Annotated in this window: 13 protein-coding genes; 1 reads left to right on the top strand and 12 read right to left on the bottom strand. The window is 37.5% G+C overall.

Translation table 11 applies throughout. From position 1 onward, the window contains the following. Nucleotides 1-11 precede the first annotated feature (11 nt). From T479_RS03875 to cbpB, 8 genes are all read right to left on the bottom strand, one after another. Complete coding sequence (locus T479_RS03875; RefSeq protein WP_024362232.1) at nt 12-884, bottom strand: DUF58 domain-containing protein; 873 nt, start codon at nt 882-884, stop codon at nt 12-14. Next, the gene (locus tag T479_RS03870) at nt 881-1876 is read right to left on the bottom strand and encodes an AAA family ATPase (protein WP_025218719.1); all 996 of its coding nucleotides are present in this window, start codon (nt 1874-1876) and stop codon (nt 881-883) included. Before T479_RS03870 ends, T479_RS03875 begins: the two co-directional genes overlap by 4 nt. 12 nt (nt 1877-1888) lie before the next feature. Beyond that, nucleotides 1889-3289, bottom strand: a complete 1401-nt coding sequence (locus T479_RS03865) for a DUF8809 domain-containing protein (protein WP_025218718.1) — start codon at nt 3287-3289, stop codon at nt 1889-1891. A 12-nt stretch (nt 3290-3301) separates the two neighbouring features. Continuing rightward, a complete protein-coding gene (locus T479_RS03860; protein ID WP_024362235.1) occupies nt 3302-4147 on the bottom strand; it encodes an ABC transporter permease in 846 nt (281 codons plus the stop codon). Beyond that, nucleotides 4144-5079, bottom strand: coding sequence for an ABC transporter ATP-binding protein (locus T479_RS03855; protein ID WP_024362236.1), 936 nt, complete (start codon nt 5077-5079; stop codon nt 4144-4146). Before T479_RS03855 ends, T479_RS03860 begins: the two co-directional genes overlap by 4 nt. Next, nucleotides 5079-7469, bottom strand: a complete 2391-nt coding sequence (locus T479_RS03850; protein ID WP_025218717.1) for a DUF8725 domain-containing protein — start codon at nt 7467-7469, stop codon at nt 5079-5081. Before T479_RS03850 ends, T479_RS03855 begins: the two co-directional genes overlap by 1 nt. Nucleotides 7470-7733: 264 nt before the next feature. Beyond that, nucleotides 7734-8621, bottom strand: coding sequence for a transcriptional regulator CcpC (locus T479_RS03845; RefSeq protein ID WP_024362238.1), 888 nt, complete (start codon nt 8619-8621; stop codon nt 7734-7736). A 68-nt stretch (nt 8622-8689) separates the two neighbouring features. Further along, the gene (gene cbpB / locus T479_RS03840) at nt 8690-9133 is read right to left on the bottom strand and encodes a cyclic-di-AMP-binding protein CbpB (protein WP_025218716.1); all 444 of its coding nucleotides are present in this window, start codon (nt 9131-9133) and stop codon (nt 8690-8692) included. Nucleotides 9134-9417: 284 nt separating this feature from the next. On the opposite strand from cbpB, the gene T479_RS03835 reads away from it, so the two are divergent. Further along, a complete protein-coding gene (locus T479_RS03835; protein WP_025218715.1) occupies nt 9418-10254 on the top strand; it encodes an alpha/beta fold hydrolase in 837 nt (278 codons plus the stop codon). 109 nt (nt 10255-10363) lie between these two features. Here T479_RS03835 and T479_RS03830 read toward each other — a convergent pair whose 3' ends face one another. The 4 genes from T479_RS03830 to T479_RS23100 all read right to left on the bottom strand — a co-directional run bounded on the left by T479_RS03830 (nt 10364) and on the right by T479_RS23100 (nt 12327). Continuing rightward, a complete protein-coding gene (locus T479_RS03830; RefSeq protein ID WP_024362241.1) occupies nt 10364-10603 on the bottom strand; it encodes a hypothetical protein in 240 nt (79 codons plus the stop codon). 109 nt (nt 10604-10712) lie between these two features. After that, complete coding sequence (gene fadH, locus T479_RS03825) at nt 10713-11480, bottom strand: 2,4-dienoyl-CoA reductase (protein WP_025218714.1); 768 nt, start codon at nt 11478-11480, stop codon at nt 10713-10715. 266 nt (nt 11481-11746) lie between these two features. Beyond that, on the bottom strand, nt 11747-12151 hold the full coding sequence (locus T479_RS03820) for a DUF1700 domain-containing protein (protein ID WP_025218713.1): 405 nt from the start codon (nt 12149-12151) through the stop codon (nt 11747-11749). Nucleotides 12152-12153: 2 nt separating this feature from the next. Further along, nucleotides 12154-12327, bottom strand: coding sequence for a helix-turn-helix transcriptional regulator (locus T479_RS23100; RefSeq protein WP_081769857.1), 174 nt, complete (start codon nt 12325-12327; stop codon nt 12154-12156). Between the last annotated feature and the right edge of the window lie 79 nt (nt 12328-12406).

The raw sequence follows: 12406 nt of genomic DNA, 5'->3' as shown, positions 1-12406 counted from the left end.
AACGGCTCACCTCACCTAATCCAATGTGCTTTTAGTAATTGTTGAAAGATTGCATGTTGCAAACCGTCTTCTACCTTAAGCTGCAGTTTACGCACACCAAAGCGACGGCAAATAGCTTCAAACTCTTCTTCATGGAGGCGACGCCTTGTGTCATACGTATCTAGTACTTTTGATGACATCGTGACATTGACATCACGCCCTGTTTCACTATCCACTAAACGAACATCTCCCGCATATTGCGGATGAAGTTCTTCTTCTGTGACAACTTGTATAATGCGGACATCTCCTGCAAAACGAGGCAATCTTTTCAATAACTGTTCCCATTCCTCGATCGATTCAAGCCCATCTGTTACGATAAATAATACTGTGCTATCTTTTGGTATAGCCTTTAATGCCCCTTGAGAAAAGCTTGCTGTATAGTTGGCTTCTTCTATATCTGTAACAACTTGCAAAAATGCGCGACGGTACATAGCCCCTTTACGACGAAATGGAGGTTTCACGTCATCTTGCACATAAGAAAATGATAAGCGATCATCACGACCAAGTACCATTAAACCAAGTGATGCAACAATTTGCCGAGCAAATGTCCATTTGACTTGCTCACCCATTGATTTTGTTGCATCCAATAATATATGCACCCGCATTTCTTGTTCATCTAAAAAACGTTTAATAAAATATTTATCGGTTCTCGCAAAGACGTTCCAATCTACTTGTCGCACATCATCACCTAAATGATATTCGCGAAAATCAGAGAAATCGAGGGATGCCCCGAAGCGCTGCGAACGATGCGAGCCTTTATGCTGGCCACGCAATTTGGAGGCAGTCGCCACTTGGAAACGACTTATTTTCGCTAACCAATCCTCGGGCAAAATATTTTTTGTCATCGACTTACGCCTTGTTGGACTTTCTCTAAAATAACGTCTATCACATCATCTGCTGTCTTACCTGAAGCCTCCCCTTCATAATTCAGCAGCATTCGGTGACGTAAGACGGGTTTCGCCACTGACTTAATATCCCCAACAGATACATGAAAACGTCCACTCATTAGTGCTCTAGCTTTTGCCAATTTAATTAAGCTTTGTAAGCCACGTGGACCGCTACCATACATGACATAGCGCTTTACTTCATCTATAGCATCTTCTTTTTCAGGATGTGTTGCCACTACAAGGTCTGCTGCAAACTCAAGCATCTCATCGGCAATTAGTACTTCCTTCACCATTTGTTGTGCCAAAATTAGTTCATCAGTATCCAACACTTTTTGCAAGCTAACTTCGTGCGCACCTGTAGTACGTTTCATAATTTCCATTAGTTCTTTTTTCTCTGGATATGGGACGAGAATTTTGCACAGGAAACGGTCCATTTGCGCTTCTGGTAAAGGATATGTACCCTCCATTTCAATTGGGTTTTGTGTTGCCAAGACGAAAAATGGTTTTGCCATTTTCTTCGTATCTCCTAAAATCGTTACCGTTTTTTCCCCCATCGCTTCAAGCAACGCACTTTGAGTTTTAGGTGTAGCACGGTTAATTTCATCGGCTAAAACCATTTGACTAAAAATTGGTCCTGGCTGGAATGTAAACTGCTGTCTCCCATCTGCTGTTCGCTCAATCATACTTGTTCCTGTAATATCAGCAGGCATTAAATCAGGGGTAAATTGAATACGTGAGAACGATAAATCTAGCACTTCAGAGATAGTCCGAATAAGCATCGTTTTCCCTAAACCAGGAAGCCCCTCTAACAGTGCATGGCCATCTGCAAGGACTGCATATAATGTGTAATCAATTGCTTCCTCTTGTCCAACAATAAAGCGATGAATTTCATCTTTTACTTGTTGTAATTTCGTACCCGTTTCGACATACTGTTGTTCTGTAAATGCCATTTTTTTCTCCTCCTACTGCGACTCAATTGTCGTGAAATAAGATTGCACGACATTTTGTAAATCCTTCGGCAATTGTAAACGCTGTGAGCTTTCTAAATAGCTATCTTTATAGGAGCCAATCACTTCATCATACGGTCTAATGGTACCTTTTGTAATCGGTCCATTACCTTGTTGCTCGGAAACATGCGAACCGTCTCCTAATTGCCCACTATCGACAGTCGTTTCGCTAGAACCGCCAAGCCTTGGTGTAGTCAATAAATCTCGGCTTCCTTGACCACTCCCCGCACCCTTTCCTAGACCTGAACCACTTCCTTGACCTTGACCTTGACCCTGTCCTTGGCCTTGGCCTTGGCCTTGGCCTTGGCCTTGGCCTTGGCCTTGGCCTTGGCTTGGTTGCTTTCCTTGTGACTGGCCATTACTTGTTGCTTGCTGGGAATTATTTTGACCTTGTTGACTACTAGGTTGTGCGTTACCGGAAGAGTGTTGATTCGAATTTGCACTGTTTTGCTGATTATTATTTGTGCTGTTTGCACTAGCAATGGCATTTTGCAATGTATTACTAGCTGGTTTCCCTAAGTTGCTCATCGCTGTTTGCGTTGTATTTGCTCTTTGTGTAAGCTGTTGCTGCATTTGGGCAAGCTCTTTCAACTGTTCGAGTTCCTCTTGTGATAAAGCTTTTTTATCGCTAGCACCATCTTTATTCGCTGTCTGCTTATCTTTTAATTGCTGTTCTTTTAAAGCTAATTCCTTCTGCTTTTTCACGACTTCTCGTAATGCTTCTTCCGCTGTTTGCGTTTCTTTTAACGTATTTTGTAATTCTTTTAGCTGCTCTTTCACTTCTTTTGTCTCAGCTTTTTTTTCTAACTTCGCCACTTCTTTTTTTATGTCCTCAATCACAGCCTTTTCTTTTTCCACTTCAATCGCTTCAATTTGCGTTGCCGCTGGGAACATATAAAGTATTGCTAAAACAATAGCTGTGGCAAAGAGGCCAATAAATGCTTTAGGTCGAAACAAATTTTTCTTTCTTGCTTTAAACTGAGCAAATGCTTGTTCTGACTTTTGAATCGCCTTTGCAAGTAAAGATTGGATCAGTGGGTCATCGTCGTTTTTAAAAGACAGTGCCGTTACAAGTTCATTATGTGAAAAATAATAGTCAAGTGCATACAATGCTTCCTTTTCTTTGACACGTCGCCACCACATCATAACAATTGTTGCAAATAGGCCAAGTATAAAGACAACAACAGCAATTTGACGATAATAAGGCCAAACAAATAATCTTGATACGAGGACAAGTGAAGCACTCGAAAGCAATGCTAAAAACAACCCGTATTGTGCAATAGGTAGGCTTCTCTCAAAAGTTAAACTGTGTTGTGCACGCTGAATATATTTTCGTAATTGCTTCCGACGCTCCATGCTGTTTCCTCCTCATCGATTACTTTTCATATTGGCACGTAATTTCTTAATCGCAATTGTTAAACTTAACACAATAATCAAAACATAAATTAGTAAGTAGGTTATCCATACCGGTATATCAATGCCACTTAGCTCTGCTAACGCATCTCCCATAGAGGGCGAAATTAGCGTAAGCATTAATGCACCTGGATTAATCGAAGCCCAGAAGTACGTCATAAAGGATGAGCTTGTAGCAATCGTATTGCCCATTTGATGGAATGCCATTGATAGGAAGAAGAAAAATGCTGTAATTCCCCCTAAGAAAATGATGGAGCCATACGTAGCAATCATAGCAACAATCGTTTTCTTCGTAATAGTTGAAAACATAACCCCAACGCTACCGATTGCAACAACTGTTAATAGGTAAAATAAAAAGATTGAAATTAGTTGGGAAGGGGATACCCCACCAAATAGAAAGACTAAACTATACAATGGTAGCCCTGCGACTAACATCAATACTAAAAATGCTACCGAAGATAATAATTTACCAATAATAATTTGTGTCGAGCTTTGTGTTGTTGTTAATAAAATATTTAACGTTTGTTTTTCTCGTTCACTACTAATTGCCCCAGCAGTTAAACTCGGTGTAATGAAAAGAACGAGTGCCATTTGCAATATTGTTAGTACGGCAAACATCATAAAACTTGTATCAGGTCTAAAAAACCCTTTGCCCGTAAATTCTGTTGTCAGCAGTAAGAAACCTGCAATAAAAATACAAATCACCGCTAGATAAAACATTAAACCAGAAAAACTTTTAAAAGAACGGAAGCGTAACTTCAATTCTTTTACAAGGACGGGATTATAAAATCTTTCCATCATTGACTGTCCGCTCCCTTCGTAATCGCCATAAAGACGTCTTCTAAATCTTTTTCTTCCTCGCTTAATGCATAAATTGGTAAATCTGCAAGCATCGCTTTTTTCAGTAATACTATTTGTTCCTGATCTGTGCCGCGATAGTTAAAAGCAATTTCTAAACGATTGTCCATAACATCTATTGAAGAAATTAATGGATCTTCCTCTAGAAATGCGCGTACCTCTTGTAAACAATCTGATACTTTGATAACGATTCGCTTTTCACCTTGTAGCTGAGCTTGAATGGAAGCAACATTGCCATGTGCAATCAATTTACCATTATCAATAACGCCGATTTCATCACACATTTCCGCTAGCTCTGGCAAAATATGCGAGGAGATTAAAATAGTTTTCCCCATGGATTTTAAATTTCTTAAAATATCTCGCATTTCTACTCGTGCGCGTGGATCTAGGCCTGAAGCAGGTTCATCCAATATTAAGACCTTTGGATCATGAATCAGAGCTCGTGCTAAACAAAGGCGTTGCTTCATCCCACGCGATAGTAAATCAACATATTCAAAACGTTTATTCGTTAAATTAACTAACTCTAATAACTGCGGTATAAGAACTTTACGCTCCTGCGCGCCAATGCCATAACTCGCCCCATAAAAGTCTAAATACTCATCTACTTTAAGTTGATCGTACACACCAAAGAAATCTGGCATATAGCCTATTTGTTTCCGAACTTCTTTCGGTTCCTTAATCACACTTTTTCCATTGATCAATGCATCGCCTGAAGTTGGGGATAGCAATGTAGCTAAAATCGAAAACGTTGTCGATTTTCCGGCACCATTAGCCCCTACAAAGCCAAATACTACACCTTCCTCCAGTGATAGATTTAAATGATCTAGTGCTGTGAAAGCGCCGTATTTTTTCGTTAAATCACGAATCTCTATCATTACTTCGCCACTCCTTTCAGCTCTATTTCAGGTAATTTTGTCTGCTCGCCTGTTTGATCTGGTCCAAATTTAATCTCCAACAGCAGCTTACCCTTATCATTGAAGTATTGCGTAATATCATTTGTAAACACTTGCTTCGTATCAACCAATGGTTCATAGTTGCCCGTTTTGTTATTCCAAATAGATAACTGCATTCGTTGAACATCTTTATTCGAAATTGTAAGTTCATCTAAGGTTTGAACAAAGTCCATAAAATGGTCTGGCATCTCTATCGACAATTCATATAAACCTTCTGACATGTACCAAGTATTTAATTGCTCATCCATTTTATCGAAAGTGGCATTTGGCGATTGTGCGCTCAAATTATATGAAAAGTTATTACGTTTTAACGTAAATGGACCTGACATTTCAACTTTTCCATCGAATGGCTGTACGAAGTAAGAAATAGGTGACATGTTGACACTTGTTTCAAGTTCTACTCCTACAATTGCTTGCTCTGCCCAAGCTGTAATGACAGGTTGTTTCTCACTTTCTACTAATAGCAGGGCTTGCGACTTCATACGCTCAATACGTAATGGGTCAACTTCTTCCTTCGTCTTTGGATAGTTATAATTATAATTATTAAAGTGTGTTGGCTTTTGAAGAACTGTTGTTTTCAGCTCTTTGTCCACCTTCAGTGTAGCATTCGGTTCAATATCACCAAGTTTCACTTCTTTTGTACCCGATATAATCGTGACATCCTTCAAAGCAAACGGGAAATTATTTTTTACTGTCCCAGACAATTTTTCATTTTTCAATGTAATATCAATATCCATTTTACCTATCTTTTGAGCAGCTGTTTTCCCCCCAAAAGATTGGACAGACCAATAACTTAAATCGCGCAATGTTAATGCGGATCCATTGGCGTGTTCCTTAATATACGACGATTCATGTAACGCGCCTACTGAACCTGTAAGATTATAATTATTGCGGAAAGCTACTGCAGTCGTATCTTTATCAGCATTCACAACAAAATCACCACTGCGATTTGTTAAAATCGATTCTACATAATAACCATTCACGCTGCTATCTTCATTTACTTTAAAGAATGCGGATTGTTGTACTTGTGGTTGCACAATACGATCTTTTGCGCCAAAAACAAATAGGACAATCGACAGTACCACTGAAATCGTAGGAATAACCCACCATGCATGCTCTCGTTTATCCATTCTCTTTAATACAAAGTAAAGGATTGGACCAATTACTAAAATATAAAGAATAATGACGATAAGCATATAGCTAACGGACACTTCGAATGATGGGAATAATTCGTTAATACTACCCAACTCGCTAGAAAGCTGATCCATTGTAGATTGACCTTGCATCACTGTTTGCTGAGACATAGTTTGAATGTCGAACATTTTCGCTGTTAATGCCGCATAGCCGTCCATAGATGCTAATGGCTGGTCTCCTAATGAAAAAGTTGTTTGGACAATTTCTCCACTACCAACCTTTTTCTTAGCAGCTAGAATATTAGTATTGTCTTTTAAAACAGGGATACTGCCTTCATTTTCCGTTGCTGTATAGACCGAAATTGCCTGCGTGAAAATACCGCCTCCCGATAATTTCGTTAAGCTATCTGCTGAAACAGTCGTCGTTTGTTGGGATAATGTAAGTGGCAAATATTCTTTAAAAATACCTGCAGTTGCATTGATTTGCTCAGAGCTGCCAAGCAATAATGTACCACCATCTTGCACCCATCTTAATAATGCTTCCTGCTGTTTTTGCGTTAAATCAGCTATCGCAACCTCATCTACTGCAATGATATCCGCCATTGCATAGCCTTGTGCAACATCAGGTAATGTGTAGTCTTTTAATTGATTTAAGTTAAATACTTCTACACTATTGGATGGAAAAAGTTGCGGTAACTTTAAATAGGCAGTCAAACGGTCGCTTTTATCTGTTAACGTATAAATAAATGTTGAATTGGCTTCTAAAAAATTCGCCTGTAACCGCTTTGTTCCTTTATAAGCAACTTTTTTTCCTTTTTCAATGTTGCCCTCATAAAAGGCAAAAACATCGCCATCGGAATACCCATAATCAGCTAAACCGTCCAAATAAAGTGTAACTGTTTTTTCCTCACCTGCTGCTATATCTATTGGCACAACTAGTGCTGAAGCTGCTTGATAAGAATTAAAGGCATTGATCGCCATATCTCCAGAAAAATCAGGCCCGTTATTTTTTACAGTTACTTGCAAAGGCGTAACTGATTGATATTTTGCCTTTCCTGCAATTCCTGTTTTAGCTTGTACCTCTAAAGTAGGTGCGGCGCTCGCCTCAGAAATAGGCAGAGCATAGCTCATAACAAGCATTAATAAAACTATTAGTGCGGTAATATTTAATTTCTTCAAAAACTCAACCCCTTTTCCTTTGCTTTTAGATGATTACATAATTATACGTTTTTTTGTGCATTTTGTTCCATTTCTTATGATATCTTCATGAATATTCATAAACTCTTAAGATTTAGGGAGGTGCCAGGCACTCAAACAATTTAATTAATGGTAGCGAAGATGCGACCTGCGGGACAGCATGGACAATACGAAAAAGTGTTAGAATGAATGCGATCAATCTAACACTTTACTCTTTAATCCGAAGCCACTTTAGCATGAAAATATTTAATTTGTATAGTCAAACAGGCATCGGGCATGATCTTGTACAACCTCTACAAATGCTTCTACTTGGCGTAATTCAAAGGAAGACTCATAGCCTATTAACCATGTATCTCGTGTTAAACCAAATTCTTTTTCATTGTTAGTGAGCGCAATTTTATTAACCCCATCATGCTCATTTAGCGTGATGGACGGTAGTATGGCATAACCTATGCCATTTAATGCCATTTGCTTACATATTTCAATTTGGTCTACTAAAATTTGTCTTCTAGGATTTGAAGCAAAATGCTGTTGCCACCATTGCTGTATTTCCTGATAGTAATTGGAATCACTTTTAAATTGAATAAATGGGCGATCAGTTGTCAGCACATCTTCAATCGTTTTTAACTCCCGATCTACTAAGTACAACGTATCGCGGAAAAGATGAATCTTTTCTCCTTTCCAATCAACCTGCCCACGCACAATGCCAATATGGGCCTCGCCCTCATATAAAGCTTTGACAATTTCCGAGCTCCAACCAGTCATAAGTGATATTTTAGCTTCTGGATATTTTGTTACAAAATCTTTTATTATTTTAGGAAGCCAGTTTTGCCCGACAATGGAAGCACAAGCAATTTTCAATGTCCCATTTACTTTTGTTGTTAACGATTGAATCATTTCAAAGATTTCTTCTTTTTTAGCAAGCATATCTGTTGCATACGCTATAACGTGTTCTCCTGCAGGGGTTGCTGTAAGCCCCTTTTGCGAACGAATAAACAGCTGTGCACCCCAATCTTTTTCAATCGATTGCAACCGTTGTGAAAGTGCAGGTTGCGATAAAAACAACCGCTCCGCTGCTTTACGCATATTGCGTTCCTCAGCTAAAACTTTCAAAATTTCTGCCTCTGTTGCCATCAATCACCTAAACCTCCAATATAAGTAAAGGGGGACCTCAAGATGTTGCACCTGAGTCCCCTCTTACACTACTTCTCTTTTTGATAGATATATTTTTTCAACTGTTTTAAAATAACGCGTCTTGTTAAAATCCCTGCAAATGTACCATCTTCATCTATTACACATAAAAACGCATGGTTAATAACCAAATCTAAAGCTCGTTGGAAAGTATCCGTCATCTTTAGAACGGCTATATCTTTTTCCATTATTGTATCTACTTTAATATTTGGTAATTTTTCATATTCAATATGTTCGAGACCTAGAATAGATTCTGTAATCATTTTCATGCTCAATAAACCTTGAAGGCGATATTTCATATCTAATACAGGTATGGACGAGTACCCTGTACGTGTCAGTACAAGCAGTGCATGCTCGGCACTATTACCACTTTGTACATGTGCAACCTTTTCGGATGAAATAATAAAATCACTAATTGGCATTGCTAATAAGTCTTTGCTGTTAGTTGAAATCATGAACTTCTTCTCCTTTTCTGTCCTTGCTTTGCAGAACAGGATCCTTCTCTTTTATCATATCACAATGTTTCCGACTATGACCACGACAAGGTCAAGAGAGTTTTTCATAAATAATGTATATTATGGATATTTTTGTTTTAGACAATATGAAATATCAATTTATTTTCCCCGTTTTTCTAAAGTTAATGCAAAAGACCAACTATAAAATCTTTGCACAGTTGTAAAAACTAATTTTTTACATTTTTGTATTGCTATAATGAAATAAAAAACATTGGAGGTATTTTATGTGGACGCAAAATATGGTTGAAACTCCTCGCGGAAACTTCGAGTATTTTAAAATGGGAAAAGGTGAGCCACTCTGTATAACACATCAATATACAGCGTTTAATAGTAATGGCAATATTTTCGCTGCACCTTTTACTACACACTATACAGTCTATTTAATAAACTTAAGGGGCTGTGGAAACTCAAGTGATTCAACAGTACACGATGATTTCAGTTTTAAAAATAGTGTCCAAGATTTAGAAGCTATTAGAAGTGCATTAGGCTTTGCACAATGGAGTTTTGCTGGACACTCTACAGGTGGCATGCTGGGGTTAAATTATGCATTGATGCATCCTAATTCTTTGAAAAAAATAATAATAGGTGGTTTATCCGCATCTTCGCATTATATGTCGCATCCTGATAGCATTTACTGTAAAAGTAATCCGAATAATTCGAGGCTATTAGAAATTTTAAAACTGCTTAAAGATCCGACAAAAAGTCTTGAAGAAAGAAGAGCTTTAAATAAAGAATGGAACCTCATGTCCATTTATAAAAAAGAACACTATGACAAAATCATGGCAAGACCTAATAGCGGAAAGGTAGTAAACAAAAGATTAGATTACTTTATATCTACTGAACTAAAGAACTTTGATCTCACTGAAAGTTTAAAAACAATCAAATTGCCTACTTATATTTATTGTGGCAAATATGACACGCAATGCCCTTTAGTTTTTTCTGAAGAAATTGCCTCTCTTATACCAAATGCTTACTTAACAATCTTTGAAGAAAGTAGTCATAATCTCTTCGTCGAGGAAGAAGGAGTATTTAATAGCTTTGTTAAAACGACAACACAATAATAAAAAATTTTCTTATAATATTTAAAGTTTGTGGGAACATAATCTTTACAAATGTCAAAACGAAGTATCACATAAACCAAAGCAAATGTGATACTTCGTTGAAATCTTATTAATACCCTGTCTTAGTCCAGTAGTAAAAAATCATTATTCCTAAAAAAAGTAAAAAGATGATGTACACCCAAACAATTGGATTTAGCATCGTTGCATATTCTTCGACTGTTTCTGAAATCGGTGTATCCTTTTCTGATTTCCGCTCTGACGTCATTTTGGCAATTTTCATAGTCGAAACAAATGAAATAACCGAAATGATTGTGATTGCAATAAGAGACGGTATCAACCACATACTCATAGGCAAAACTCCTTTCTTTGCCCTTAGTATGTATCAACACCGCTCCTCATTATGCAATGAATTTCAACAAGGAAAAAGTCACTTAACTACATTGACAGCCTAGATAATGCTAAAAAGGATACTGATTTAACCACTGTCCTCCATCTAAAGTGACACATTCACCATTCATATAGCTGGCTTTATCCGACATCATAAAAGTTGCTAAATCCGCTATTTCTTCTGGTGTACCGATGCGTCCAAGTGGTACAGCATCAAGTGTACGAGCTGCTGCTGCTTCTGATTCCCAAAGTTTTGCTGCTCCGCCCGTTCGTTCAATTGGCCCTGGCGCAATGGCATTGACACGTATACCATAACGTTTGCCCCATTCAACAGCTAACGTTCTTGTCATTGATAATACACCAGCTTTTGCAGCCGCCGAATGTATTACACCAGCACCTGCATTCCAAGCATAGGTCGCCACCATATTAATAATCGATCCGTTAATTTTTTGGTCAATCCAATATTTACCGACAGCAGAAGAACAATAAAACGTACCATTTAAAACGATATCCACAACTGCTTTCCAACCATTTGGCGACAAATCTTCTGCACGCACAATAAAATTACCAGCAGCATTATTGACAAGTCCATCCACTCGACCAAATTTTTCAACTGCAAACGCCACCATTGCCTGCGCCTGTTCTGGTATACGAACATCCATCTGGAATGTTTCGATTGTATTGCCTGCTGCTAATATAAACTCTTTTGCCTCCGCTAATCGCTCTTCGTTACGCCCTACAATTACAACGTTTGCTCCTTCAGCAACGAATTGCTTCGCCATATAAAGCCCCATACCACTTGAACCACCTGTAATAATAATCGTTTTCCCCTGCAACATCGTACTTCCCCCTTTAAGAAAAATGAATAACCATTCATTTTATTTTACTATATTTTCTCGTAAATGTCATATTAATTCTACTATTTGTGGATATCTGTATTCTTTAGAATATCAACCTATGAAAAAAAAAAGACTAACTTGACGCTCTTGGTCATTTTAGTGTTATTATGATTTTTCCATGTAATCGAATCGTTCAAACAACAAACTCAAGACAAATAAAAACGAATTATTTAGCATTCCCAATGTTAAATAATCGTTTTTATTTATTAACTTCTGATTTCTTCATACTCAACAATTCCATTTGTGTCAGTAGGTTTATCTGATACATTTGCTATAAATACAGCAATCGCTAAAAAAACAGGGAAAATAATGACCACTACTAAAACAGACAATATAATCCATATCTTTTTGCTACTCTTTTGTTTGATAGGAGGCAGATTTTCAGCAGAAGGTGCACTATACAAGTATTGATACTCAGCTTTAATTTCCTTAGCTAATTCGTTAGGTAAAAGAAAGCTTTTTAATACCTCGTCCACTGATTTGCCATTCGTTACGGACTGCAATAAATGATCTTTTACTTCCATGACATGATTATCTCTATCCTTTTTTGGTAATGGCTCTAACTCCATTTCCAGTTGACGTATATAGTCATTTATCTTGTGATTATCCACGACTAATCCACCCCCTTAATTTCTTCAAAATAGTTTAATATTGTTTCTAACTCCTTCAGTCTATTTTCTACTAATGCTTTTCCTAAATCTGTAATACGGTAATACTTTCTAATTCTTCTTTCGTATTCTTCTGAAAATACATCCACATAATCATTCGCCGTCAATCGTTTTACTATTGGTAAGTATAATTTATATAATTATATTCTTTAATGATATATATTATCTAAGAAATTTTAAGAACACTACAAGTAGCAA

Origin of the sequence: Lysinibacillus sphaericus (assembly GCF_000600105.1) — a bacterium.
GTDB classification, from domain to species: Bacteria; Bacillota; Bacilli; order Bacillales_A; family Planococcaceae; genus Lysinibacillus; species Lysinibacillus sphaericus.
Note: the sequence above shows the minus strand (reverse complement) of the source record. Positions and strands in the feature narration are given on the sequence as shown.